The 24,965-nt window shown below is 46.6% G+C and carries 26 protein-coding genes and 1 pseudogene; 5 read left to right on the forward strand and 22 right to left on the reverse strand.

The genetic code is table 11. The features are described from left to right. Positions 1-9: 9 nt before the first annotated feature. The 7 genes and pseudogenes from FGT79_RS31965 to FGT79_RS19005 form a co-directional block, all read right to left on the reverse strand. Positions 10-1,314 (reverse strand): annotated as a pseudogene (locus tag FGT79_RS31965) (phosphoribosyltransferase family protein); the annotation flags it as partial. Further along, positions 1,256-2,461 carry an HpcH/HpaI aldolase/citrate lyase family protein gene (locus tag FGT79_RS18980; protein WP_281285991.1) on the reverse strand — a complete coding sequence of 402 codons (1,206 nt, stop codon included), beginning with the start codon at positions 2,459-2,461 and terminating at the stop codon, positions 1,256-1,258. The gene FGT79_RS18980 and the pseudogene FGT79_RS31965, both read right to left, overlap by 59 nt. Before the next feature lie 96 nt (positions 2,462-2,557). Continuing rightward, the gene (locus FGT79_RS18985) at positions 2,558-3,349 is read right to left on the reverse strand and encodes a TerC family protein (RefSeq protein ID WP_138754391.1); all 792 of its coding nucleotides are present in this window, start codon (positions 3,347-3,349) and stop codon (positions 2,558-2,560) included. A 24-nt stretch (positions 3,350-3,373) separates the two neighbouring features. Further along, the gene (locus FGT79_RS18990; protein WP_138754392.1) at positions 3,374-4,657 is read right to left on the reverse strand and encodes a TerD family protein; all 1,284 of its coding nucleotides are present in this window, start codon (positions 4,655-4,657) and stop codon (positions 3,374-3,376) included. Positions 4,658-4,729: 72 nt separating this feature from the next. Next, positions 4,730-5,308: a TerD family protein gene (locus tag FGT79_RS18995; protein ID WP_138754393.1), complete on the reverse strand. Its 579-nt coding sequence runs from the start codon at positions 5,306-5,308 to the stop codon at positions 4,730-4,732. Between the two features lie 110 nt (positions 5,309-5,418). Beyond that, positions 5,419-6,000 carry a TerD family protein gene (locus tag FGT79_RS19000; protein WP_138754394.1) on the reverse strand — a complete coding sequence of 194 codons (582 nt, stop codon included), beginning with the start codon at positions 5,998-6,000 and terminating at the stop codon, positions 5,419-5,421. Positions 6,001-6,027: 27 nt separating this feature from the next. Beyond that, positions 6,028-6,621 (reverse strand): TerD family protein, encoded by a 594-nt coding sequence (locus tag FGT79_RS19005; protein WP_138754395.1) that lies wholly within the window; start codon positions 6,619-6,621, stop codon positions 6,028-6,030. Between the two features lie 722 nt (positions 6,622-7,343). On the opposite strand from FGT79_RS19005, the gene FGT79_RS19010 reads away from it, so the two are divergent. Beyond that, a complete protein-coding gene (locus tag FGT79_RS19010; RefSeq protein ID WP_138754396.1) occupies positions 7,344-7,652 on the forward strand; it encodes a thioredoxin family protein in 309 nt (102 codons plus the stop codon). Positions 7,653-7,699: 47 nt separating this feature from the next. On the opposite strand, the gene FGT79_RS19015 is transcribed toward FGT79_RS19010, so the two are convergent. Continuing rightward, positions 7,700-8,104, reverse strand: a complete 405-nt coding sequence (locus FGT79_RS19015) for a DUF4362 domain-containing protein (RefSeq protein ID WP_171056324.1) — start codon at positions 8,102-8,104, stop codon at positions 7,700-7,702. Between the two features lie 185 nt (positions 8,105-8,289). On the opposite strand from FGT79_RS19015, the gene FGT79_RS19020 reads away from it, so the two are divergent. Both FGT79_RS19020 and FGT79_RS19025 read left to right on the forward strand, forming a co-directional pair. Beyond that, complete coding sequence (locus FGT79_RS19020; RefSeq protein WP_138754398.1) at positions 8,290-10,152, forward strand: 3-oxoacyl-[acyl-carrier-protein] synthase III C-terminal domain-containing protein; 1,863 nt, start codon at positions 8,290-8,292, stop codon at positions 10,150-10,152. After that, entirely contained in the window at positions 10,149-11,039 is an 891-nt protein-coding gene (locus tag FGT79_RS19025) for a DUF6999 family protein (protein ID WP_138754399.1), read from the forward strand. Before FGT79_RS19020 ends, FGT79_RS19025 begins: the two co-directional genes overlap by 4 nt. Before the next feature lie 78 nt (positions 11,040-11,117). Here the strand turns inward: FGT79_RS19025 and FGT79_RS19030 are convergent, their stop codons facing one another. The 4 genes from FGT79_RS19030 to FGT79_RS19045 all read right to left on the reverse strand — a co-directional run bounded on the left by FGT79_RS19030 (position 11,118) and on the right by FGT79_RS19045 (position 15,874). Beyond that, positions 11,118-12,356, reverse strand: coding sequence for a TraB/GumN family protein (locus FGT79_RS19030; RefSeq protein WP_138754400.1), 1,239 nt, complete (start codon positions 12,354-12,356; stop codon positions 11,118-11,120). A gap of 169 nt (positions 12,357-12,525) precedes the next feature. Beyond that, a complete protein-coding gene (locus tag FGT79_RS19035; RefSeq protein ID WP_246096488.1) occupies positions 12,526-14,136 on the reverse strand; it encodes an S-layer homology domain-containing protein in 1,611 nt (536 codons plus the stop codon). A 251-nt stretch (positions 14,137-14,387) separates the two neighbouring features. Beyond that, complete coding sequence (locus FGT79_RS19040) at positions 14,388-15,365, reverse strand: ring-cleaving dioxygenase (protein WP_138754401.1); 978 nt, start codon at positions 15,363-15,365, stop codon at positions 14,388-14,390. Positions 15,366-15,430: 65 nt separating this feature from the next. Beyond that, positions 15,431-15,874 (reverse strand): MarR family winged helix-turn-helix transcriptional regulator, encoded by a 444-nt coding sequence (locus FGT79_RS19045; protein ID WP_138754402.1) that lies wholly within the window; start codon positions 15,872-15,874, stop codon positions 15,431-15,433. A 149-nt stretch (positions 15,875-16,023) separates the two neighbouring features. Between FGT79_RS19045 and FGT79_RS19050 the strand changes: the two genes are divergently transcribed. After that, positions 16,024-16,653: a M15 family metallopeptidase gene (locus tag FGT79_RS19050; protein ID WP_138754403.1), complete on the forward strand. Its 630-nt coding sequence runs from the start codon at positions 16,024-16,026 to the stop codon at positions 16,651-16,653. 106 nt (positions 16,654-16,759) lie between these two features. Here FGT79_RS19050 and FGT79_RS19055 read toward each other — a convergent pair whose 3' ends face one another. From FGT79_RS19055 to FGT79_RS19085, 7 genes are all read right to left on the reverse strand, one after another. Further along, complete coding sequence (locus FGT79_RS19055; RefSeq protein WP_138754404.1) at positions 16,760-17,776, reverse strand: LLM class flavin-dependent oxidoreductase; 1,017 nt, start codon at positions 17,774-17,776, stop codon at positions 16,760-16,762. A gap of 287 nt (positions 17,777-18,063) precedes the next feature. Beyond that, entirely contained in the window at positions 18,064-18,507 is a 444-nt protein-coding gene (locus tag FGT79_RS19060; RefSeq protein ID WP_138754405.1) for an Rrf2 family transcriptional regulator, read from the reverse strand. Between the two features lie 129 nt (positions 18,508-18,636). Then, positions 18,637-19,545, reverse strand: a complete 909-nt coding sequence (locus FGT79_RS19065) for an aldo/keto reductase (RefSeq protein WP_138754406.1) — start codon at positions 19,543-19,545, stop codon at positions 18,637-18,639. Between the two features lie 28 nt (positions 19,546-19,573). Further along, a complete protein-coding gene (locus FGT79_RS19070; protein WP_138754407.1) occupies positions 19,574-20,266 on the reverse strand; it encodes a type 1 glutamine amidotransferase in 693 nt (230 codons plus the stop codon). 112 nt (positions 20,267-20,378) lie between these two features. Next, entirely contained in the window at positions 20,379-21,149 is a 771-nt protein-coding gene (locus FGT79_RS19075; RefSeq protein ID WP_138754408.1) for an IclR family transcriptional regulator, read from the reverse strand. A gap of 108 nt (positions 21,150-21,257) precedes the next feature. Beyond that, positions 21,258-21,671 carry a DUF2203 domain-containing protein gene (locus FGT79_RS19080; RefSeq protein WP_138754409.1) on the reverse strand — a complete coding sequence of 138 codons (414 nt, stop codon included), beginning with the start codon at positions 21,669-21,671 and terminating at the stop codon, positions 21,258-21,260. Positions 21,672-21,758: 87 nt separating this feature from the next. After that, positions 21,759-22,718, reverse strand: coding sequence for a hypothetical protein (locus tag FGT79_RS19085; RefSeq protein WP_138754410.1), 960 nt, complete (start codon positions 22,716-22,718; stop codon positions 21,759-21,761). 125 nt (positions 22,719-22,843) lie between these two features. Between FGT79_RS19085 and FGT79_RS19090 the strand changes: the two genes are divergently transcribed. Beyond that, positions 22,844-23,623 (forward strand): RNA ligase family protein, encoded by a 780-nt coding sequence (locus FGT79_RS19090; RefSeq protein WP_138754411.1) that lies wholly within the window; start codon positions 22,844-22,846, stop codon positions 23,621-23,623. Between the two features lie 8 nt (positions 23,624-23,631). On the opposite strand, the gene FGT79_RS19095 is transcribed toward FGT79_RS19090, so the two are convergent. The 3 genes from FGT79_RS19095 to FGT79_RS31640 all read right to left on the reverse strand — a co-directional run. Next, on the reverse strand, positions 23,632-24,219 hold the full coding sequence (locus FGT79_RS19095) for a GNAT family N-acetyltransferase (RefSeq protein ID WP_138754412.1): 588 nt from the start codon (positions 24,217-24,219) through the stop codon (positions 23,632-23,634). 21 nt (positions 24,220-24,240) lie between these two features. Further along, complete coding sequence (locus FGT79_RS19100) at positions 24,241-24,756, reverse strand: GNAT family N-acetyltransferase (protein WP_138754413.1); 516 nt, start codon at positions 24,754-24,756, stop codon at positions 24,241-24,243. Further along, positions 24,750-24,965, reverse strand: a 216-nt coding sequence (locus FGT79_RS31640; protein WP_212758602.1) for a hypothetical protein, incomplete at its 5' end; no start/stop codon positions are given. The genes FGT79_RS19100 and FGT79_RS31640, both read right to left, overlap by 7 nt.

The raw sequence follows: 24,965 nt of genomic DNA on the forward strand, positions 1-24,965 counted from the left end.
AACCTGAGTAAGCTCCGCCATTTGCTCAGCCGCAAGCTCTCGCTCCATAAACAGCAGCATCTCATCGTACAAGCCATATGGAATATTGTACATATAGTTGATAACGTCTTTGTGTTCAGGAGAAGCGAAGCGATAAGCTGACTGCACCGCATACTTAGGATTGTCGTTCGGATGAATCGGACTACGTGTACTGGATTGATACCAGACATCATCGCCAAGCTCAGCTGCCACCCGCATCGGGATGTACATAAACTCGCCTGTTCCCATACATAGCGTTTTGCCGCCTACTCTAAATGGCCTCAGAAACGAAGCCGTACGTTCTACTTCGCGGTCAAGTCTATCGCTGTCAGACGTCGTAAGACCGAAGCGGCCCGTATGCTGCAAATAGGAAAGGTCCCCATTCCTTGAGGCCAAGCCTTCGAAATGATTATTCACATACTTAATCGCGATAGTTGGCTTCTGCTCATATACCGTTGCCGCCTGATGCTCGCCTGTGCTTTCGATTGATGCTCCCGCTACCGCTATTTGTCCAGAAATCAGGGACAGACAATTAACGTCTACACCAAGCTCCTGCCTCAGCTCATCGAAGCGCTGAATATCCTCATCCGAGCGCCAGTCTAGCAGACTCGCGACGGTATAGTTCTTTTTGCCATATCTCGCATGCAAGTCATGTATAATGTTAATCGCCGTTTTCCCCGTCGTCATCTCATCATCTACTAATACGATCGTTTCAGCCTCTTGGAAAATAGACGGGTCATGTGCATAGCATCGATGAGTTGTCGCATGTGAATGCTCTTCCTCGAAATCGATGCAGGAGCTCATATAACCAATGCTCTCTCGAGTTGTATGCAAGAATGCCGCATCGCCACCAAACACATCGAACATACTGTGACCAAGTGCAGTCGCCGTTTCAGCAAAACCGATAAACAAGGTCTTCTCCTGCACGTTCATTTTCCGCTGCTTCAAACGCCCATATATCTCTCCAGCCGATTCAGGCAGTTCAAATGCTTGCAACAGCTCTTCTATACGTATGGGCAGCTCTCTGCCTTTGAACTGCTGATACAGAAGTCCAAGCGCCGCTCCAGATAATAAGGATACATGAGGTCTTACGGGGATATGCTTGCCAAGTACTTTGCTGACGAACAGAAAGCTGCGTTTTTTGTTAATGCGGGCCGCCATCTGGAACAATTGCTCAAGCGGAATATCAAACACATTGCTAGTCACCTTAATCGTAACCTCTAAATCTCCAATAATATTAAACGATTGCTGACTCTCGTTCTTCTGCGAGTAAGCAGGTGAAGTTTTGATTTTCATTTAGCACCCCGTATATGTTCGATCTGATCAATATGCGCTTGGCCCATGTCAAATGCGGCTTAAATTCATTCATTTTGTTCGAATAACGGCTCTTCATCACGCCTAATTCGCCTTGGCTGTTTTCCATAATGTGCAGAGCATCCATGTATTCCTCATGTGTAACGACCAACATCGATTGTACCGGCTTAATATGCGTAGGATGAATAATGGTTTTACCGATAATGCCGTTTTCCTTGTCCATTGCAACCTCGCGAATAAGCCCGTCCACATATTTATTAATATAATCCATACGAAGGATGCGTCCGTGCTTGCCCATGCTCTCTTCAAAAGGCGTTTGCCTGAGCTGCGGCTTGAATACGCGGTCGCTCTTGAAATATTCCCATACCGGTCCTGACACTACATAATGATTGTCCATTCGGCCAAATACATTGACGATATCTGCGATACAATCGCGTATAACTGCAATATCATAGATCGTATGATCAGGACTTCTTCGAAGCCCGAAGAGACTTGAGAAATCAGTAGCGCCAATCCGTACATTCAGTACGTATTCCTTATACTCATTCAATAGCTCCGATATCCCCATCAGCGTCTCGATACGCTTCTCTCGATAGATAACCTCGGCGCTCTCTAGTATCGGCATACCATACAACGTAGAGCTGGTCATAAGATTGCGTGTATTGAACTCAGCGAGCAAGCTCAAATACGCCCTACCGCTTGTCAGATTAAACTTAGGAAATACGATGCCCGTTACATGTTGAACTTCTTCTCCAAAACAGGACAGCAGCTGTTTCAGCTGGTCTACAGAGCGAACTCTTATAAATATAAGCGGAATTTCATGCATACGCAGCAGCCCTATTGCGACATATCTTCCAATCGTCAATAGTGTAGCCTTCAGATTCTCTTCAGCATATTCAAGTTGATTGTCGCCCACTGCATCTTCAAGGTCTATCACCATAGACACGAGTCCCTCGTGCTTATCGGCTACCAAATCATCTGCTATATTAACTTTGGTAGCGGGCATGTAAAGCGCCGCACCAATCGCGTGAGCAAGTATCTCTTTGTCAGCATCATTATTGAACTGAGTTGGGAGGGAATAAAAGAAATTCTGCTCTTCTTCATTGGTAAGATAGTTGAAATACCTCAAAGTGATCCCTCCTAAAAGTTTGGTAAAACGAGCTGAGAGTAAAAAATATCCCTCGTGATTCATTGAGGGATATCCAATAATCTGCATATATGCCTACTAGACGGCTGTAGAGTCTTTTTTGTTTCGTACGGCGCTATAAATTAACGTGCCTCCGAATACGGCAATAATTAAACCGAAGAACAGCGTATGCGGAACTTCGAAATCATATGCTCCAGCAATCATCTTAACACCGATCAAGATAATAAGAATGAAAGCTGCTTTCTCAAGCTCTGGGAACTTATCGATGAGCTTGAGGAATATCTGAGCCACGCCGCGCATCATAAGAACGCCTAGAATACCGCCCAAGAACAGAACCCAGACCTCTTCACTTACGCCGAATGCCGCAAGTACGCTGTCAATACTGAACGCAATGTCCATTAATTCAACGGCAAGTACAGTCCGCCAGAAGCCGTAGCCTTTGTTCTGAACCTCTGCTTCTTCATCATTTCCTTTTTTACCGATGTAAGGAATAAGCTTGATGCCGCCAACCCGAGCAAGCTTGAATTCCAGATGGAACAAATTGCTTAACGCAATCCACAATAAATACAAACCACCCGCGACTTTAATCCACGTAATCTGTACGAGATACACACCAACACCAATTGCGATAAACCGGAAAATATACGCACCGATAATCCCGTAGAACAACGCACGTTTCTGCTGCTCCTTAGGTAAGTGCTTAACCATAACCGCAAGCACCAGCGCATTATCGGCCGAGAGCAATCCTTCTAGAAGGACCAAAGTTGCGATGATCCCCCAGTTGGTGGGATTTGTAAACACTTCGGATAAGTTATCCCAGTGAAAGAAGCTCCCGAAATTCTGTATAATGTTTTGAAAAAAGTCAACCATTCTCAAAAACCTCCGGCATTAGCATTATTTACTTCCTTGTACCCATCTAAGTCCCCAGCCATATGCCTCATCGAGCTCTTTATGTCCCGAGAAATACTGCACGAGCCGCTTAATACTGAAGGTCTGATCATTCACATTCTCGACCATCGCAATCGCGCACATTCCTTTGCGATTGTTATGCTCGTCCATTCTCACCTCGATTTCAGGACCGCCAGCTTGGGAGATCGTAACGACACCCGCTGCTTCAGCCCAATTAGTTGCGCCTTCGTAGATATACGCGTAAATAACGATCCTTTTAATTTCTGATACTTTATTGCCATTTATTCGTAGATTCTCACCTGTTTGGATGGACCCTGTGCGGTCGTCACCATCGAGTGAGACGTAAGGCGCTCTAGTTAAATCACCGAAACTGTTGCCTAACGCCTGAACGGAGCCTTTCATGCCGTTTTTCAGTTCGTATAAGCAGCCAACATCAAGATCGACGCCGCTGGATCTTCCGAAAAATCCAGTAGAGGTTTTCTTTTGGTTCCAGTTCAAATTGACTACGATCTCACCAAGCGCGCCGGAACCCTTCTGCAAATTAATGACATCGCCGCGCTTTGTTAATGAAATCTTGCTTAGGTTAATTGGAGCAGCTTTAGGTTCTGACACAATTGGCTCAGACGGCTTAAGCGGAGGCGGAATAATGGGCGCCTTCACTGGCTCTGGCGACTTCGTCTGCGCAGGTGAAGGCGCATCAGCCGTCACTTCAATGCCAAAACTGCTGCAAAGCGCAGCCAGACCGCCGGAGTATCCTGATCCGATTGCGTTGAACTTCCACTCGCCATTATATCTATATAAATCTCCTACGACAATCGCCGTTTCAATAGAGAAGTTTTTTCCAAGATCATATCGCAATAATTCGCGTCCTGTTCCTTCGTCAATAATGCGGATATAAGCATCGTTCACATCAGAGAAGCTTTGTCTCCTTGCTTCACCTTCATAGATCGTCAGCGTAAAAGAGATGCGTTCAATCGCTTGCGGCACATCTTTAATGCGGATCATGACTTGCTCCTGATCGATCTTTCCTGCCAAATTACGTTTTTGATCACCTGCTATTTCAATAGAACCGCTTGTATCCTTAGGATTCCCATAAAATATTAAATCTTTGTCTCCTGCTGCTTTCCCGTTTGCCCGCAATAAGAAAGACGAGAAATCCACATCAAGACCTGAGGCGCTATTCCAGCCCATACCGACAACAAGATTGTTAATAGAAGGATTATTTTTCGTAATATCTGCTTTCTGACCTTTCATCAATGACAATTCCATATGATAACCGCCTTTCAGTAATAAAAGAATAGGGTGACTTTCCTCACCCTGCCACCCTAGACATCTTTCTATTTAGACGGATAATCCATAATTGCGACAAAGCGCAGCGAGTCCGCCCGAGAATCCGGAGCCTATCGCTTGGAATTTCCAATCCGCCCCATGGCGATACAATTCGCAAAAAACGATTGCTGTCTCCACGGAGAAATCTTCACCCAAATCATAACGAAGCACTTCTCTTCCGGTAGAATCGTCTACCAATCGAACAAATGCATTCGAAATCTGGCCAAAGTTTTGGTGCCTGGTTTCTGCATCATGAATCGTAACAGTAATACCTATACGATCAATATGAGCCGGAACTTTGGCAAACTCAATTTTAATTTGCTCGTCATCCCCGTCGCCTTCGCCTGTACGATTATCTCCCGTATGTTCAACGGCGCCGTTGTAAGCAATCAAAGCGTTATAGAATACAAAATCCTTTTCATCCTTGGCTTTGCCATCCTGGTGCAGCAGAAATGCGCTTGCATCCAGATCAATTTCCCCGCCGCCACTATACTTATTCGTATCCCAGCCGAGACCGAGTACAACCTTTGTAAGTCCTGGATTGGTTTTAGTAAGATCAATCCGTTGTCCTTTGGATAGATTAATGGACATCGTGTATTCCTCCTTGAAAACAGCTAAGTTTGAATTTCGCATAGGGACTTTGGATATCTCAAAAAAGGGCCGCCGCTGGCGACCCTTTACGGGTAATGATTAAAAGACTATTAGTTAGTCGAAAGACCGTAGTTGCGTGCAAGACCAGCTAGTCCGTCTTGGAATCCGCTTCCTACAGCGCTGAACTTCCACTCGCCGGCATGACGGTATAGCTCAGCAACGACAACTGCTGTTTCAATGGAGAAATCTTCTCCAAGATCATAACGGATAAGTTCTGTTCCACTTTGCTCATCAACAACACGAACGAAAGCGTTGGAAACTTGTCCGAAATTTTGGCTGCGTGCTTGTGCATCATGGATTGTAATACCGAATGCGATTTTATCCGTTCCAGCCGGAACCGCTGCAAGGTCAACTTTTACTTGCTCATCATCGCCATCACCCTCGCCAGTACGGTTATCGCCTGTGTGAGCAACGGAACCATTGCTGTTTTTCGGGTTGTTATAGAAGATGAAATCAGAATCGGAAGCTACTTTACCTTCTGCATTCAAGCAAAATACCGATGCATCAAGGTCGAAGTCTTTCCCGCCATCATATTTATTAGTATCCCAGCCTAGGCCGACTGTAATTTTCGATAATCCAGGGTTTGTTTTCGTGAGATCAATTTTCTGTCCTTTGGATAAGCTGATTGCCATTTAAATGCCCTCTTTTCTCAATATGAATTATTGGTATTGACGAGCAAGAATATCAATATGGGCAGCATGAGTGCCTTCCCCAATTGCGCTAAACTTCCATTCACCGCTGTTCCGGTAAAGCTCACCCACAACCAAAGCTGTTTTACCAGAGTAGTTATCCGTCAAGTTAAAGCGAATAAGCTCTTGATTGTTGACTGGGTTAACGATCCGTATGAACGCAGATTTAATCATTCCAAAATCCTGACGTCTCGATTCACATTCGTAAATGTTGACTACGCAAAGAATTTTGTGAATATTCGCAGGTACTTTGTCCAGTTGTACGATGATTTGCTCATCATCGCCATCACCTTCACCTGTTATATTATCCCCTGTGTGAACGACTGAGCCGTCACCGCTTTGCTTATTGTAGAAGCATACGAGATTCTTCTCGCCGCTAAGCTTGCCTTTTTCGTCAAGCAATAGTGCAGAAGCGTCACAGTCAACGTTCGCCGCCTTCTTCAATCCGAAAAATCCGCCTTTAACCTCAGCAGGATCCCAGCCTAAGCCTACGATCACCTTGCTAAGTCCAGTATTTCCTTTTGTTAAGTCGATCTTCTGTCCTTTTACGAGAGAGATTGCCATTGTCTTTGCACCCCCTTTCCATCAGGTTCACTATTTCATTGAAATTGGAGAGCATCTTACATTCACATACTCTATACAGCAATACGCCTATTCGACATGCAAGTTCCAAAAAAAAAGGTTGAACACTACAATATTCTACAAAGGCTGAATATTCCCTTTTCTCTCAGGCAACAAAACAAGAAATAAACGGTACTGATTTGTAAAACGGCTCATCGGTACATGCCTATCTTGATTTTATAACATTCCCCCATGCAATTACAAATTTCTACAAATTAAGAAACAAAATGATGCCATTATTAGATTGTTTGTGTCTAAATCGAGCAGACTTAAACATCGCAATGATTAAACTAATGCTTTCATTCAAAAAAAGGTGGAAAAATGAGCCCATTAACGAGATAATTGAATGAGTAACTACGAAGACGCGGGGTGTTCAAATGGAATTTATAAGAAAGAATAAAACCAGTCTCATTTTTGCTGCCTTGCTGCTCATTAATGGCTTATTTTTATTATCGCTGTACCTCTCGAACAATTAACAAGTCTCAAGGACCCGATCCTTTGCTCGTCGCAACCCAAATCGGCCTCGCTTCTAAACACTAACTATGCCAAACTCATCTCTTCCTAATGCTCACCACATTCATCGTCCATTTTGAGATATATTTACCCTTGTGCAGCAGCTGCGAATCAAGTAAATTACTTCTATACTTTTTTAAAGGAGCATTACGATGGGCATCCGAGAAATTACTGAAGCATCCTTGTTAGATCTTCTGCAATCCGATAGCCGTAAGACCGCCGTTTACTTCTTCACTCCGCTGTGCGGCACTTGTGCTATTGGGGAGCGTATGCTCGAAATTGCCGAAATAACTGGCATATCGGTCCCGCTCTACAAGCTTAATATCAACTACGCACCACATCTAAGGGACAAATGGAAAATATCCAGCGTACCCTGCTTAGCGTTGCTTCAAGATGGCGAACCCCTTCGCTTGGAATACGCTATGCACGCCGTGGACCATCTTTATCTCATGCTGAAGTAATGGGGCTTCGATCTCCCAGGCTCCACCACTTCCGTTTAACCGGTTATTCAAGTCCTAGTTTCGATAAGTGTTATTGTTTTTCCTGCTCTCCCGCATTCGTTCAACTGATACGCATAGCCGTTATTCGTTTCTGTTTTCTGTAATGATTGGCATACATATGACTTCACGGTTGACGATCCGAATTTATCCTGAGAAGTGTCATACCGAACTTCAAGTCCTTCCTGTTTTCTCGAAAGTGTATAGAAGAGCGGATCACCTTCTGTTGTATAACGAACGACCCTCACTACATCCCGATCTCCTATTACAAAAGCATCCAACAGCTCGTCATTCTTCATTTCCCCGTGCTTGTCAATAACGTCTTCCGCGTCGTTAACTGCAGCCTGCTCGGGACGATCGAGCGCTTGTCCGCCACAACCCATTATTGTAAGCAAAGCCATAAATACCACTATCATTTTTACCGCTGCGCTTCGCAAAATCCCACCGCCCTTAACCAAGTCCATAACTATACAAACGAAAAAATAGCAGCATTGGTTTCATCTCCCTACCGCACGGGTACCAAATAAAGTTAGTACTAGGCCTTAGAAGCAGGATCTACGATTATAGGAGGTAGTCAGACATCCTAATTCGGAGGTGCTTTATGAATCCAGTTTATATTACGAGTATTGGCAAGTTTCTTCCCGGCGCTCCAATCGGCAATGATGAAATCGAGGACTACCTCGGCCAAATAAACGGAAAAAGTTCGAAGTCGAAGCGCCGAATTCTCGAGCAGAATCAAATCCGTTATCGTCATTATGCCATAAATAAAGAACAGAAGAGTGTCTACACGAATGCAGAAATGGCCAGTCTTGCAATCCATGATGCTCTTGCACGCAATAAAGCTGATCTTGGCGGCAAGGTAGAATTCCTTGCTGTCGGCACCACGCAAGGCGACTTATTGGTACCCGGCTTCGCCAGCATGGTGCATGCCGAGATAAGGCTCCCTGTCATGGAGGTAGCCACCCATCAAGGCGTTTGCGCCAGCGGCATGCAGGCGATGAAAAACGCCTATCTGCATGTGCAGTCAGGTGAGCAGCAGACCGCGATCTCCTGTGCCAGCGAGTTCCCTAGCCGCGTATTCAAGCATACGCGCTTCGAAGCTCAGGAGGGGCTTACTGATCGGCCTGTTCCCTTCAACACAGACTTCCTGCGCTTCATGTTGTCTGACGGCGCCGGAGCCGCTGTACTGCAGCATGAGCCCGCCGCCAGCGGCTTATCTCTTCGAATCGACTGGATCGACAATAAATCCTATGCGAATGTATATGATGTCTGCATGTATGCAGGTACGAACAAAGAGAACACGAAACAAGCAAGCTGGCTCGACTATTCCTCCGTCCATGAAGCGGCCAATGACGGGGCGATCAATCTCAAACAGGACATTCGCCTCGTTAATGAGATGCCTAAGGTTGGTGTTAAGCGCTTCTTCGAGCTTGTTGATGAAGGAAAGGTAGATCCAACTCAAATCGATTGGATGGTCTGCCATTATTCCTCGCATTTCTTCCGTGAGGAAATATTCAGACTGCTGCAACTGGGCGGACTTACGATTCCTGAGGAGAAGTGGTTCACGAATTTGTATACGAAAGGCAACACAGGTGCAGCATCCATCTATATTATGCTGGAGGAGCTGTTGAATGAAGGACACTTGAAGCCTGGCGAGCAGGTGCTATGCATGGTTCCTGAGAGCGGCAGGTTCCAGACGTCATATATGATGCTCACCGTTGTCGGTTCTTCAAGTGAAGGCATTGCCGCGTTCGAGGAACGCGAGCCCGAAGCTCCGCATCTCACATACGATAATACCGATGATGTCCAAACTCATCTAGTGAGACAGCTTGTGCAGGTATGGATCGATTTCGAGCAGAAGCTCGCCCATGTGCCTGTTATTCATAAGCTGTATAACCATAAATTCACACTCGACGATTATAAAGCGCTCATGGAGAACATCCGCCAGCAGGTCATTGATGGCTCACAGTGGATTGCCCGCGCAGCTTCCTATATTGCCATTGAGCATATCGATCTAAGATCTACGTTTATTGCCCATGCACGCGATGAGCATCGCGACTTCCAAATTCTGGAACGAAATTATACAGCGGTAGGCGGAGATTTAAGTACGATTCAGGCTGGTGAGAAAAATATCGGCAGCGAAGCATTATCTGCTTATTTATTCCAGCGAGCAAGCCGCGACAACCCCGTTGATCTTATTGGTGCCATGTGGATCATCGAAGGGCTGGGCTTTCGAATGGCACGCTACTGGGGCGAGATGATTCGTGATCAACTCGGTCTGAGCGATGAAGAGGTATCCTTCCTTCTCTATCACAGCGATTCCGATGAGCTGCATTTCGAACGGCTAGAGACGGTTGTTCAGCATCCCATGCTGACAGCTGAGCTTGCGGCGCGGATCGTAAAAACGGCTAAGACAACCGCACGTCTTTACTTATTGCAATTAGAGGAGCTGGGCAACGTATGAGTGATTCTGATTATTTCAAAAACATGCCGCATGACAAAAACGATCCGAATCCATTCCTAGCTATATTTTTGGATCAGAGCATCCCTTTCAATGAGGAGGCAAAGGCCGCTTACCTCAAGGACTGCTCCAGCAGATCAAGGCAGTTTTTGCTGCCCATGCTTCGTCCCTTCGCACGATTAATGATTATTGTGCTGCAAATCTATAAGATCATCGTACCTAAAGCGCTCACCTCATCTCGTCTGCTGCATCGCGTACTGCATTTCGGCATGAAAACATTTGTGAGTCCGAGCGCCAACTTTATGATCCTGCGTCATTTCTATCTTGGTTCTGAGGTGCTCGGCTTCATTCGCGACAACGTTCCCGGCGTCCAGATCGAGATGAATCCACTTAAACCGACAAAGCTTGAGCCAGTCAAGGATGATCTGTTTCTGATCCATGACCTGAATTTATATAACTTCGTCATTAACCTCAACCGTGAGCTTCGCGATCGTGGAATCGAAGTCACGAAGCAGGAGCAGCTTAATTTTAGTGCAATCACCTCATCCCGCGTGCCAATTGAGCAATTGCCTAACCGCTGGACCAATTTCATGGACTTGACGACGGCGATTGAGTGTTTTACCCCTGTTTACCAAATGTTCCTGACCGACAATGATTTCTGGCGTGCTACCAATTCGCTGCAGCTTGACGAAACGATTGGCATACTGGCTTCCAAAATCATCGGCAGCAATGATCGGCTCGCACTGATTAACAACAAGCACCCCATGGTACCGCTAACCACATTGAAGGCTGGTTTTAGGCTTGTACTGCACGGCCTTGCAACTGAGCAGCTGCATGCGCTGCTCGTTGAACTGAAGCTTAAGCAGCAGCAATCGTTCACCAGCCACTAGCCTGACTGAACAAGGCACAAGAAAAGGCAGCCATCGCATCGTGCGAAGCTGCCTTCTTACTTTATTATAATTCAATGATTACTGGCGGGTAACTGCAAAGCCCTTCTTCTCCAGTAATGGAACGATCCCGTTCTCTCCCAGCATGTGAGCAGCACCTACGACGACGAAATAGGTTTTGTTCGTGCTGTCATTGAGATAGCCCGTTATCTTGTCTACCATTGGAGCGTTGCGATCTGTTAGCAGCGCTTTGTTAAGCTCCTCATTCGCCGAAGTGGAGTCAGTAAGCTCCAGCAGTTGCTCCTCATTGCCAGTCGTCCATAACTCCGTCAGGTGATCGATGCTTGAATCCTCTGTGTAATAGCTGGCAATAGAAGAAAGAAGCATCTCCTCCTGCAGCTTATCCGAGAATCGATTGAACATTTGCAGCTGGTATTCAATCGATTCCAGCTCTAGAATAGGCTTATTGTTCGCAATCGCTTGCTGGAGGAAATGAGCATCTATTCCGATTCCAGCATCGTAACCAGATTGAGATGACGATAAATAATCAATCGAAGAAGAAACGCTCCATGGCTTGTAGGTGTCAAGCACATTGGGCTCAAGCCCATTCTCTTCAAGAATGTCCCCTATCTTCTGATAAGCATCTGCCGAAATATGATCTTTTAGCGTGGTTTGGTCCTTATAGACGCTTAGATCAAGCACAAGCTGCTGAACGTCTGCATCGTTCATTTTCGAAATATCTGCCTCCACCACCAAATAGTCAGATGCTTCATAAGCCTTCTGAATCTCCGAACGAAGAGGATACATAGCTTTACTAGCGATATGTATCGAGCCTAGCAAGTATACCGTGCTGCCTGCTTTCTCGACCTTCCATAGGAAGCCTTGGCTGGTCGCTTTGGCCTGTAGAGCGATCGACTGCTGCTCCTTGTTCCAAACAATCTCATAGCCTGCGGCTTCACTCACGGTACGCAATGGAATATAGGCAATCCCTTTCACTAGCTTAGGTGCTGCCAGCAGTCCCTGCTCCGTGTTATTAACGATCGCTCCCAAATGATCGATTTGGAATGAGAGCACCAGCCCATCCTTCTTGCCTGTTATAACCTTACTCTTCTGGTCCCAAGTTACTTGGAAATTCAGCTTCTGAAGAACCAGCTTAGCTGGCACCAGCGTCGTCCCCTTCTCCATAATTGGCTGCAGACTGCCGAGCTGCACCTGCTCGTCGCCAACCCATATAGAGATCGGTTTAGCCTCTGCCTGTACAGAAGATACGAACGAAAACAATAACGCCAATGATAAAAATAATGACAAAAACTTTCTCACCTGATCTACTCTCCCCTTCTCAAGCCGCTGTTATCTATCACGTCCTCTACCTCTATATTCTACCTATTCAAACCCCGCAAATGCCAGTTCGGAAATTACTAATCTCATTTTCGTTGTCTCGCGGCTTATAACTCGTTTATAATGCCGCCGCTAATGCTAGCCATTAACGTTAATCAAAATGATAGCCTAGAAAGCGATCCGCGTTCCGCATGCTTGCCCAAATATCCTGGCTTTCCCCGCCAATGTACCAATACGCTAGGCCCGCTAAGCCCGCTTCTGCTGCCACCTTATATTTGGCCGTTAATGACCGTCCATCCTCTACCCATATCTGATGCCTGACGCCGTTTTTAATGTATGCTGCCGTATATTGGCCTGCTTGTGCAGCCCATTTCGGTTTAATTGCATATTTGCTCAAAATTGCATGCTGCTCGCTTAATGTAATGAACGCGGTGGATGCTACGCTGCCCTCCTTATTCAAATCCCAGTCTCGATTGTAAAACGGCAGGGCCAGAATGACCTTTTCGTTTGGCACGACTTTCAGAAGCTTGGATATCGCCACTTCAACAAAGTCTAACGAAGCATTTGGTCCCGCTCCTGAGCCTGCTCCCCAATGCTCGTCATAGCCCATGAGTACCATATACTCCACTTGCTTGCCGAGCGCTGCGAAATCGAAGGCATCCGTCCAATCTGTACCGCGGTCAGGCGAAACATCCATGGATAAAGTCACATTCATCAGCTTCAGCTTTTTTGCGAGCTCCGTTACGAATGCGGTTAATGCCGCACGATCCTGTGGAGCTACGTTCTCGAAATCAAGATTGATTCCATCTACATCATATTTGACGACGTATGCAGACAGCTTCGCAATCAGGCTGGTGCGCGAGCTCACGCTCGACAACAGCTTGTGCGTAGCGGCTTGATCGGAGCGGTTGCCAAACATCGGCCATACCTTTTTATTATGCTTTCTGGCCCATGCTACAAGGGATGCATCCGCAGCATCGGTTATTTCGCCCGAAGCTTCGGCGAAGAACCACCTCGGCGACAACGTATTCACATTGGATGTCATAATGTTGTTCTCGAATTGTGTAGTGCTCTGGCCGTATTGCCAGCCTAGCTTAATGGTTTCAATAGGTTTAGCTGCCAGCATGGCAGCCCATTGCTTTTTCTGAAGCACACGATGTATCATAACAGCTGTTTCCTGCCTAGTAATCGCATCGGTTGGGCGGAAATTCCCGTCGCTATCCCCTTGCATAAGACCTAGGCTGTGCACAGCCGTTACCGAGGAACTCGCCCACGAAGCAATAAGCCTGTAATCTCCAAAGTTCATTTCATCGCCGATTATGCCCGGTTGCTTCTTCAATGCACGCGTGAGCCACACAGCCGCCTCCTGCCTCGTTACCGGCTTGCTAGGTGCAAAGCTGGTTTCACTTACTCCGTCCGCTATGCCGAGCTGTACAGCGGCTTGAACCCAGCCATAATGCCCAGCCTTCGCTGCAACATCTGCGAATGGAGTAACCGGACTTGCGACAGGCTCAAGGCCAAGCAGTCGGTCAAGCAACGTAATGAACTCCGCTCTCGTAATAGGCGCGGTCGGAGAGAAGCTCGATTTCGAAGTTCCTGTTATGATCTTTTTTTGATATAAATCTATAATTTCCTGCTTCGCATAGCTGTCTGCTATATCGTCGAAAGGCTGTGCAGCTTCCGCATTCACCCTATGCAGCGCAGTGAACAAGCCTATGAAAATAACAGCCGTCATGAACCATTTACTATAATACCGCTTCATCGTTTCCCTCCTAAGAGATCAATCCTCGAAGCATATCAAACTTTATACGATTGCTCACTACGCAATTATTGGTAGAATGTATGAAGAAACGCTTGAAAGCGTCCTTACTATAGACGCCTTTGTTTCTGTGAAATATGTAGAGAAAGTATGAGTACACTCAAATACTTTCCTATACGTAAAGGTGAAAAGGCGACCATCCCCTGAATAAAGGGAATGATCGCCTTCTTTGTCCGCTGCGGATCTATGTTCGTTTATACGTCAAACTTGGTTTGCAATGGTTTCAATCTGGATTCGATTTGCGCGCGCTGCGGCTCAAGAAATGGCGGAAGAGCGAGCGATTCGCCTAAGTGATTAATATCTTCATCCGTATCGAAGCCCGGACCATCCGTCGCCAGCTCGAACAATATGCCGTTTGGTTCACGGAAGTAAAGTGAGCGGAAATAGAAGCGGTCCACAAAGCCCGAATTCGGTATCCGTACTCCGCGAATATGCTCGATCCACTCCCGAAGCTCATCATCATTGTCAACACGGAAGGCAACGTGGTGTACACCGCCATAGCCTTGTCGCTCACGCGGCAGATCAAGCCTTTCCTCCAGATGAACCTCAGCTCCGCTGCCGCCTTCTCCGGTTTCTAATACGACAATATCCGGCTGCCCCGCAACCGTTGACGGGTAGCTTCCTTTCTCTCTGAAGCCCATTAGCTGCGTGAGAACGAGCAATGTCGGCTCCGGATTTTTGACGGTCAGTTGAACCGGCCCAAGTCCGAGAATGCCGAACTCAGCAGGCACCGTGCTTTTCTCCCAAGGCGTTCCGCCTTCAACGCCTTGATTATGTTCATCAGAGACGAGCACGAGCCGCTGTCCTTCGAAATCTCTGAATGCAATTGTCTGGCGGCCAGCACGTTCTACGATGTCATCGTGGTCAACAGCATGCTGCTCGAACCGAGCTTTCCAGTATTGAATCGCTGCATCGTCAGCTACACGCAGTGACAGCGATGAGATGCTGCTTGTACCTTCCCTGTTTTTAGCAGTCATCGGAAATTCGAAGAAAGTCAGCTCCGTTCCCGGGTTTCCTTTCTCATCTCCGTAGAATAGATGGTAGACCGAAGTTTCGTCTTGATTGACCGTTTTTTTGACCAAACGAAGACCAAGCAGCTCTGTATAAAATTCAAAATTTCCTGATGCTGTACCTGTAATGGCGGATACGTGATGAATACCTTTGAGTTGCATATGAACAACCTCCCTAGTTGTTTTGAAGAAGAATGGATTAAACTTTTCATTTATGTCGTTAATCGTTAATCTTGTATTTTCTTGAGCAAACGAAGCAGCTGCTTCTTCTCATCTCTACTCAATGCATCATATTGCGAAGCTTGAAATTGCTCCTGCACTGGAACGACATCATCGAACAATGTCCTGCCCTTCTCGGTTAACGATACGTATTTGCTCTTCCACTCCTGCTCCCGCTGGGCAAAGCCTTGCTCCTCCAGCTTGCTGATCAGCTGCGTAATGTTGCCTTTGGTTACAAACAGCTTATCGGCTAGCTGCTGCTGCGTAAGTCGGTCATGCGCACCTATCTGAGCCAGCATATCGAACTGAGCTGCGCTCAAGCCCCATTTCTTCAAATGCTGGTGCGTCTCACGCAGGCTGTGACTATAAACACGCGACAAACGAAACCATATCAACAAGCCTAGCCGTTCATCGCGTTTGGGAAGAAAAGTTTCGGAACTCTCATTTGTCATTCCAACACCTCCTGAGCTGCTTCTTGCTATCAGTTTAGACCTAAACTGATAGCAAGTCAACCCATTGATTGAATCCCCTACTTCGGGCTAGGGCATCGTAAGCGTCAATATGATAAGATAAACGGATATAAAGCGTAAGGAGATTGTACATGCTGGAACGAAATCATTACTCTCATCAACAACTGCCCATAGGACGTGCACAGCTAGATCTGGCAGCCAGAAACAAACGCAAACGTAACCGAATTTTGCTGTTCATTATATTGGCCATTACAGCCGCATTATTGTGGAAGACCATATTAACGTTTGAGCCCTATATACCTCCTATCCACAATAATCCGGCTCCACCTGTCACGGAGCTTAATCCCATCGTATTCACCAAGCAATCGGAGCTGATCGCCGAGACAAGCAAAGCTGGCATCACCATTCTTATTACAGACGGTTTCCGCTCCAGTGAGGAGCAGGATGCGATCTATGCAAAAGGGCGCACTACAGAAGGCAATATTGTAACGCAGGTGCAAGGCGGACATTCCTATCATAATTATGGACTTGCGATTGATTTCGCTCTGCGTACGAAGCAGGGAGAAGTTGTATGGGATATGAAGTACGACGGCAACAAAAACGGGAAAGCGGACTGGATGGAGGTCGTAGCCATTGCAAAGCGTTTAGGATTCTCATGGGGCGGCGATTGGGCGAATTTCCCTGACTATCCGCATCTCCAAATGGACTTCGGCTTGTCGATTCGCGAGCTGCGTAGAGGGGAGCGCCCGCCTGTTGAATAAGCAAGCAACCATCTCTCCGTAAAAAAAGGGTCTGCCAGCCAAGAGCAATTACTCTTGGCTGGCAGACCCTTCATCGTTCAGCAGACGTTATCTGCTCGGCTGTTTATTACAGCTCGGCTATAATCTCATAAGAACGCAGGCGCGCCTTATGGTCGAATATATGAGCCGCAACCATAATTTCATCAGCCTTAGTTGCTTCAATATACTGCTTAAGCTTACTGCGCACCGTGTCCGGCCCACCTACTATAGAGGAACCAAGCTGCTGCTGCAGCGCTATTTTCTCCTGCGGCGTCCAGACTGTATCCATATCACGAACTGGAGCAGGCAGAGGTCCTCGCGTATTCCGGATAAAGGATAGGAACAGCTGCTGCATGGAGGTTGCCAAATACGCCGCCTCCTCATCCGTATCCGCCGCAATGACATTGACTGCGACCATCCCATTCGGCTTATCAAGCACATCAGATGGCTTGAAACTGCTGCGATAGAGATTCATCGCAGGCACTGTAAAGTTCGGGGAGAAGTGTCCGGCGAATGCGAATGGCAAGCCGAGCTGTGCAGCCAGCAACGCGCTGAAGTCACTCGACCCAAGCAGCCAAATCGGAATGTCCAATCCTTCGCCTGGAATGGCGCGAACCGGCATGCCAAGCTCCGTTCGGGTTGGATCTAGAAACGCGCGCAGCTCGGCAAGTTTCTCGGGGAAATCATGGCCGTTTCCACCTCTGTTTCCGCGAAGCGCGGTGGCCGTCAGTCCATCGGTGCCTGGTGCGCGGCCAAGACCCAAATCAATTCGTCCTGGAAACAAGGATTCGAGCGTTCCGAACTGCTCGGCAATCACGAGCGGGGCATGGTTGGGCAGCATAATACCGCCAGAGCCTACACGTATCTTAGACGTTCCGGCAGCCACATGTCCAATCACGATAGACGTCGCCGAGCTTGCTATACTTGGCGCATTATGATGCTCAGCAAGCCAGTAGCGATTGTAGCCCCATTTCTCTGCATGCTGTGCAAGATCTAACGTGTTCGCAAGCGATTCCGCCACAGAGCCTCCTGCAACAATCGGCGATACATCTAGAACGGACAGCGGGATATTAAAAGAAGAATTGGTTATGATATGTTCTGACATACTCTTCACCCTTTTCATTGTAATTAATATTCATTTAGCTGCATGTAGATTCAGACTTAGAGATGGTACATACAATCAACTGTATAAAATTTTCATACACATAGCTCGCAAGCGTAAACGGCTGAAGCCGTCCTCAGGCGGCTAAGCTAATGTTTAGAGTAGTAATATAGAGAAAGTTGGCAAAAAGATATTCTTTCCTATATTTTCAAAAAAGCCCGGCCAACAAGCGGTAACGCACGGCATGCCGCAACGATACCGCTTTGTTGTAACCAGCCCTTCCATAGCTCTTACACTTGCTGGTTCTTTTGCTGAAGCTGGCATTTTCGAATTTTGTCGAGCGCGGTCTGCAGCGTATTCTGCTCCAGATAAGCCACGTAATGCTGTTCCGCTTCATAGAAGAAATGATCCATAACGCCTTGAATATTAGCAGAGACTAAGCAATCCTCATCTGGATTGCCTGAGCACCAATGCGGCTTCAAAGTCCCACCAGAAATCGCTCTGTATATTTGAGCAAGCGATACTTCGCCAGGCTCGCAATTCAAAATGTAGCCGCCGCCGATGCCTTCTTTCGTTGTGACGAAGCCATGCTTCCGCAGCGTACTCATAATTTTGCGAATCCGAGTTGGATTCGTTGACACGTTTCTAGCAATCGTCTCGCTGCTGGCCATATGATCAGGCAAGTAGGCTAACAGCACCAAGCTGTGAACCGCTACCGTAAATTCACTGTTCATCGTTGCATCTCCCTCTCAAGAAGGATACTGTAATTTTATTGCATACAGTTGATAAAGTCAAACCTTCCTTCCTTAGGATAGCATAGAGAGCGCAATCGGTATAGGCTTTGTCTGCTAGAATGAGCCGCTTTAGCGGTGCTGCTCATAGCGGTTCGCTTGACTTATTCTACGGATTGACTTTAATTCTTCGGTCGTCAGCTCACTCGCATGGCTCGCAGCAATGTTATGTCGCAGCTGCTCCATAGAGCTTGCCCCGGGTATAACTGTCGCCACAGTCGGGTCGGCTAGCGCATACCTAATCGCCGTATGAGCAATATCCCGTAACGGATCGATTCCTTCAAGCAGAGACGTATGCAATGCCGTCAGCTCATACTTTCCATATCCCAAATACCCTTTATCTGCCTTCATGGCACCAGCACTTGTCAGTATCCCTTTTGCAACAGGGCCCCGCGCAATTAAGCTGATCCCTTTCTGAGCAAGAAGTGGAAGCACCTGCTCCTCTGGCCTTCTGTCCAATATGCTGTATTGACTCATGACACTGACCATATTGGATTGTTCCGCATATTCTCTAATGACGTTAGGACGTATGGAAGAAATACCGTAATAACGAATAAGACCTTCTTGCTTCAGCTCCTCGAAAGCCTCAATTGTCTCCGATAACTTGTCATCCAGAGTGCCGCCATGAAGCTGATAAAGATCAATATAATCCGTTTGCAGCCTCCGCAAACTATCCTTTACTGCCGACTTAATATACGACTTAGACGGGTCCCATGACCAGCCCTCTTTGCCTGGCTCCCACCTGTTCCCAACCTTAGTACCAATAATGACATCCGAGCGTCTGCCTCTAATGGCTTGACCAATGATCTCCTCGTTCAAGCCTTCATCATAAAGATCCGCCGTATCAAGAAAATTGATGCCGTTGTCGAGCGCTTCATGAATAAGTGTCATTGCTTTGTCCTTCTCCCTGCCAAGCGACATACAGCCAAGACCAATCTCACTTACGTAAAGCTCAGAATTCCCTAGGCGATTGCGTTTCATTTCACATCGTTCCCTTCGTTTTTCTTTCTTATCCATCGCTCAAACTAATCCGATCCAATATGCGGTGCAGCGCTTTATGAGATTGCTTGCTCTGTCCATAGCACGAGCGAATCTGCTCAGCTGATTGAATGTAGGGCGCCTCGATGAGCTCCGCGTACCAATTCGCGAACATCTCTTCCATACAGGCCGGTGTCGTTTCCAAATGGAATTGCAGCGCGAGCACATGGTCCTCATATGCGAAAGCCTGCACCTTGCAAGCATCTGAATAGGCGAGCAGCCGTGTGTCATTCGGGAGATCAAACGTATCGCCATGCCATTGGAATGAAAGGAATGACTCACTTAATCCAGAGAGCCATGAATGCTCATCGCTTGTCCGATTCACGGTATGCCAGCCTATTTCCTTATGTTCATTCTTGTATACGGGGCTGCCAAGCAGCTCTGCTATCATTTGGGCACCAAAACAGATACCGAGCACTTTCTTACCTAATGCAATGGCATGCTGAACAAATTGTTTTTCTTCCACAAGCCACGGATAAAGCTCCTCTTCGTATACACTCATCGGACCTCCACAAATAACAAGCAGATCAAGTTCATCTATCCAGCCCAAGTCGACGCCAAGAGAGGGCTCACGCATCACCAAATGATGTCCATTATGATTCACCCATGTACGAAACGCTTCCTCATCATCAAATTCGAAATGTTTAAATGCAACGATATTCATCAGATTATGCTCCTTCAACCTACGCCTAAGCGCTTATTGAAGCTAATTATAATTCCGATATTTGATAGCAGTAAGTCCAGTTTCCCGTATAGTGGGAAACATGCAACAAATACTATTTATTAAGCTTGTGACGATAGCCAAGCTCTTCCGATATAGCATCTGCATATTTTTTTACGAGCAGGCTGTATTTTCGAACAGTCTCCTCTGTGAACCGAAAAGTTGGGCCAGCGGTATTCAAAGAACCGATTACTCGATTTTCATAGGAAAATATTGGAGCAGCTATTCCCGTCGTGCCTTCCGTTGCCTCTCCCTCGGTTATCGCATAGCCCTGCCTGTGAATAATCAATATTTCTTCCTCAATGTAAGCTTCAGATAAGGGCTTTAGTGAAGGAACATTGTCCCAATCTACCTCCGCCAAGATAGACTCCTGCGTTTTCCTAGGCAGATACGCTAGAATAACACGATTCGATGCACCAATAAACAAAGGCAGCTTGAGCCCAATCGGCTCCGAAATTTTAAGTATTTGCGGAGAATCCACTGAATCGATATAAACGCCTTCTGCATTTTCCCTCGTAGCCAAATAAACCGTTTCCTTCGTCTTCTGGGATAGCTCCTCCATGAACGGCCTCGCTACCGTACGCAGCATAAGACTGTCCCACATGAGGAAGCCGTACTCCATGATGGATAGGCCAAGCTTGTACTTCTTCGTCCTCGCGTTCTGAGCAACAAATCCATGCTCCATTAAGGAGCCCAGAATACGGTGTACACTCTGTACAGGCATACCCAGCTCCCTGCTCATTTCAGTCACGCTTAATTCTTTCTCCTTCCCTTGCGGCAGCAGAAGATCCAGAAGTTGTATCGCTTTCGAAATAACGCCTGACATCGTGTACATCCTTTCTCTTCTTCGATCGCTTTGCACATAGATCAAAAAGTCCCGCTCGCTGTAACATCGGGACTTTTGCTATTGTTGCTCTGCGGGATTGAGGGAACTTCATTCAGTCGGATATGGTTTCCTGCCTACAAAGCCATCATGCAGGCCATGATAGTAACTGACCCGTTCTTCGCCTTCTTTCCAGCAGATGAGGATGTCCTCACCGTTCAGCACCGATGGGAAATCCATCAAGCCAGGGTTGATCATTTTCAACTGTACGCCTTTACGGGCAAAATTATCAATGAGCAGGTCTGCCTCCATCTTCATAAATTCCAGCTCACTTTCCTGCTCAAAGAAAGGGTCTTTGCTTCCGTAACCTGATGCAGACGCCTGCTCTAATGCAGCTCTTTCCTTCTGATAATCCAAATATTTATCCTCGAATTGCGCTGTCAACTGCTGAAGCTGACGCAAGGCTGCCTGCAGCTCCGGCAGCAGCTCGTTAGCCTCGCTTATTGTAAAGGTTCTGTTCTCCATCGTCGCTCACTCCTCACCCGCTAAACGTTCGTTATCCATCTCTTGCTCGTATCCTGATCTCTTGTACCTATACACTAAGTGTAACCATTATTGGCTTGTGCGTGCAAGCTCTGGCAGCAGCCGGTCTAATCCAATCGCACTAATGAGCATCCGTTCTTTCCGTCGTCCGAGCAGCTGATTCGGCCAATCGACATAGCCGCCGTCCCCAATTGTATAGCTATTGCCGTTAATAACCGTTTTAATAGTGAATTGGAGGCCTTGATAATAAGCATTGGATTCCACCGAGTCAGAAACGGAAAGCTTTGCTTTGATACCTTGCTCTCTGCTGTATTGCAGTACTCGCTCGACGAGTCCATCTGCATCCGCATATCCTTTTCGAGCATTAAGTACGATCTCAATATCGGTTTGGAACAACCTGTCAAACAAGGATTGATAAACGCTTGCTTGCTCCAAGAACGCTTGCTTTTCGAATGAGTAAGAACCGTTATCCTTGCCCGAGGTAACTAAGCAAAAGACATGAAAGTGCGGAAGCATGCCCGGAGCGTTGTTCAAGCTTTGAGCTCTAATATGCCTATGGGTCGTGCCGAATCTGAGAAAGGTGCTCGAATTATCCGCTTGATCAGATTTCAACAAATGGGCAACGTGAAGCGCGAGCAGATTGGTGGCATCGGCAACGACCTCTGTTCCCCTTAATGCCGATATTACTTTATTCTGATCGACCGTTGCGACTACTGAGCAGGAACCGAGTGGTGCGACAGGAGAAAGCTGTATAGCTGCAAAAGATTGTTCCTCGGCTATTCGAAGCACATCAAGCTCCAGCTGTTTCAACGTCAATAAATCGCCCTCAGCAGGCTGCACGAATCGATTGGCCTCGTATTTTTTCAACAATTCCTTAGGCTCTATTTGCTCCATTTTCTCTCTAAACACCTCTAGCAGCAAACTGTTCAGATCCGATGCCGATATTTGCTTCGTTAACAATGTCATAATTTTATCCTGGCCTAATTCACGCAATATCCGGTGAAGATTAGGTGAATGATCTCTTTGCATAAAAGTTCTCCTTCTTATGGTTTTCTATTCTAAACAGGAATTGTTCCGTTTATAACGAATTATACGTTAATCGCAGTTAGGAATGTGTCACAGTCATACTGCTAAACGCTTAGGAGCTGAAATGTATGGATTTGAAGAAGCTAAATTCGCTTACGAAATATCCCAGTATTCTCACTTACCACCGCCTCGGTGAGAGAGGAAGATTGACAGAGACATTAACCGATGAGAATGGATATTTACATGACTCGGAGTTTGTATATTTGTATGAAAAAGTTGACGGAGAGAACGCGAGAATCATTTTTTTCAAAAATGATAAAGGTGAACCTGATTATTTAATTGGCTCAAGGGAGGAGCTCTTGTATGCAAAAGGTGACCGCATCGGCAACCCCTATGGCAATATCGCAGACTTTCTAAAACCGATAGCCGAAAAAACGTTGGACAACATCTTCTCGGATAAGGATTGGGCGCTGACCGTCATTTATCAAGAATCATACGGTGGGAAGACGAAGGCAGCCAAAAATTATACAGATAGCAAAGCTCAGCATTATCGGTTTTTCGATGTCTTCTCGATAGACAAGGCCGAACTGGATCATCTCCTATCTCTGCCTCAGGAAAGGATCGCCGAATGGCGCGAGCACGGGCATCAGCCCTTTTATCATGAAGAAGGTAAAACACGATTTGCTAAACGTCTCGGGTTAGACTCAGCACCACTGTTAGCGGAGAAACTCGGCTTGCGCTTGCCCCGAACAATAGCGGACATTTATACCTTTTTGAAACAATTCGAGCACACACAAGTCGGTATTGATGCATCAGGCAGATCAGAAGGCATAATTGCTCGTTCGGCTGATCGAAAGCAAATTCGAAAAATAAGGTTCGAAGATTATGAAAGAACACTCAAGAAATAGCAGACCGATCATTGGAATTCGAATCCTCTAACCTTTGCAAAAATCATCGTATCTTGAAGCGAGCCGTCAACAGACGGTTTCTCCTTGCGAAGGATGCCTTCGCACGTATATCCGCTTCGCTCCGCTACCTTCGCGCTGCGGCTATTTCTCGCGTCGCATCTAATTTCCATTCGGTTTGCTTCAAGCTCTTGTATAGCGAAATCGGTTATCGCTTCAACCGCTTCCGATATGTAGCCCTTGGCTCCGAAGGAGCTTCTTACCCAATAGCCTATTTCAAATTTGCGTGTTTCCCAGTCTATACGATGAAGACCGCTGCTCCCAATAAGCTGACCTGTGTCTTTTAGAAACAACAGCAGCATAAGATCGGTTCGCTCCAAGTACTTCACTCTCGAGCTTCTAATGACGAGCTCAGAATCCTCCACAGAGGGAAGCTGAGCTGCCCACGGCATCCAAGGCAATAGCTCAGCTCGACTTTCTATAACGGCTTTGTTCAATTGAGCACCATCTCCCCATAACGGTGCTCGTATAAGCAGCCTGCTGCTCTCGAAGCTTTCAGGCACATTCAACATTATAGGGCTAACCATTTCACGACTCATTGGTATGCTCCTCCTATTCTGCTAAAGCGTTACGTTCTTATAATAATAGATCGTGTCATCAAATCCCCCATCTGCTGATCTCGCATAATTCGGTATTCGACCAGCTTCAACATAACCCAATGATTGATACAGCAGGTTTGAAGGATCGCCTGCTCGAGTATCTAATACAAGCAAGCTCCGGTCCTCAAGCTTCGCACGATCTTCTGCTGCATTCATTAGCAAGCGTGCAATTCCTATCCTGCGAGCTTTGGGGTGAACCATGAGCTTTGCGATTTCCGCGCGGTGTGAGCCGTTCGCTTTCTGGCACAAGTGAAGCTGTACGGAGCCGACCGTCTCTCCATTCTGCTCTACAATCCATAATACAACCTCGTCACTCATAACCGAAGACCAATAGGCTAGTGCTTCCTCATGACTTAATGGAGGCAAAAAACCAATCGATGCCCCTTCATCTACAACGTCGACTAATAAGGTAGCGAGATTTCTCAACTTTATTGCAGTCATTTCGGACAATTCGGTAATGGCATGCCTGACTAACATTCCTTTTCCTCCGCTCCATTAATAAGCAAATAAATATAGACAGTATCATAACATAAGTGAGAGTAATCCATTAAAAACATAACAAAAAAGCCCTTTAGATCGTAATGATCCAAAGGACTTCGGTTTTTAAAAATGGTGCCGATGAGAGGACTCGAACCTCCACGGTTTCCCTCACGATTTTGAGTCGCGCGCGTCTGCCATTCCGCCAC

Origin of the sequence: Paenibacillus sinopodophylli, from assembly GCF_005930355.1 — a bacterium.
GTDB lineage: Bacteria > Bacillota > Bacilli > Paenibacillales > Paenibacillaceae > Pristimantibacillus > Pristimantibacillus sinopodophylli.

Coding starts and splice junctions, on each gene's coding strand:
- FGT79_RS19060 (WP_138754405.1), bottom strand. CDS start 18,507: ATGAACAGTGAATTTACGGTAGCGGTTCACAGCTTGGTGCTGTTAGCC.
- FGT79_RS19090 (WP_138754411.1), top strand. CDS start 22,844: ATGGATTTGAAGAAGCTAAATTCGCTTACGAAATATCCCAGTATTCTC.
- FGT79_RS19100 (WP_138754413.1), bottom strand. CDS start 24,756: ATGTTAGTCAGGCATGCCATTACCGAATTGTCCGAAATGACTGCAATA.
- FGT79_RS19000 (WP_138754394.1), bottom strand. CDS start 6,000: ATGGCAATCAGCTTATCCAAAGGACAGAAAATTGATCTCACGAAAACA.
- FGT79_RS19005 (WP_138754395.1), bottom strand. CDS start 6,621: ATGGCAATCTCTCTCGTAAAAGGACAGAAGATCGACTTAACAAAAGGA.
- FGT79_RS18985 (WP_138754391.1), bottom strand. CDS start 3,349: ATGGTTGACTTTTTTCAAAACATTATACAGAATTTCGGGAGCTTCTTT.
- FGT79_RS18995 (WP_138754393.1), bottom strand. CDS start 5,308: ATGTCCATTAATCTATCCAAAGGACAACGGATTGATCTTACTAAAACC.
- FGT79_RS19035 (WP_246096488.1), bottom strand. CDS start 14,136: ATGAAGCGGTATTATAGTAAATGGTTCATGACGGCTGTTATTTTCATA.
- FGT79_RS19080 (WP_138754409.1), bottom strand. CDS start 21,671: ATGGAGAACAGAACCTTTACAATAAGCGAGGCTAACGAGCTGCTGCCG.
- FGT79_RS19055 (WP_138754404.1), bottom strand. CDS start 17,776: ATGTCAGAACATATCATAACCAATTCTTCTTTTAATATCCCGCTGTCC.
- FGT79_RS19015 (WP_171056324.1), bottom strand. CDS start 8,104: ATGATAGTGGTATTTATGGCTTTGCTTACAATAATGGGTTGTGGCGGA.
- FGT79_RS19050 (WP_138754403.1), top strand. CDS start 16,024: ATGCTGGAACGAAATCATTACTCTCATCAACAACTGCCCATAGGACGT.
- FGT79_RS19020 (WP_138754398.1), top strand. CDS start 8,290: ATGAATCCAGTTTATATTACGAGTATTGGCAAGTTTCTTCCCGGCGCT.
- FGT79_RS19010 (WP_138754396.1), top strand. CDS start 7,344: ATGGGCATCCGAGAAATTACTGAAGCATCCTTGTTAGATCTTCTGCAA.
- FGT79_RS19095 (WP_138754412.1), bottom strand. CDS start 24,219: ATGAGTCGTGAAATGGTTAGCCCTATAATGTTGAATGTGCCTGAAAGC.
- FGT79_RS19075 (WP_138754408.1), bottom strand. CDS start 21,149: ATGTCAGGCGTTATTTCGAAAGCGATACAACTTCTGGATCTTCTGCTG.
- FGT79_RS19085 (WP_138754410.1), bottom strand. CDS start 22,718: ATGCAAAGAGATCATTCACCTAATCTTCACCGGATATTGCGTGAATTA.
- FGT79_RS19025 (WP_138754399.1), top strand. CDS start 10,149: ATGAGTGATTCTGATTATTTCAAAAACATGCCGCATGACAAAAACGAT.
- FGT79_RS18990 (WP_138754392.1), bottom strand. CDS start 4,657: ATGGAATTGTCATTGATGAAAGGTCAGAAAGCAGATATTACGAAAAAT.
- FGT79_RS19040 (WP_138754401.1), bottom strand. CDS start 15,365: ATGCAACTCAAAGGTATTCATCACGTATCCGCCATTACAGGTACAGCA.
- FGT79_RS19045 (WP_138754402.1), bottom strand. CDS start 15,874: ATGACAAATGAGAGTTCCGAAACTTTTCTTCCCAAACGCGATGAACGG.
- FGT79_RS19065 (WP_138754406.1), bottom strand. CDS start 19,545: ATGAAACGCAATCGCCTAGGGAATTCTGAGCTTTACGTAAGTGAGATT.
- FGT79_RS19070 (WP_138754407.1), bottom strand. CDS start 20,266: ATGAATATCGTTGCATTTAAACATTTCGAATTTGATGATGAGGAAGCG.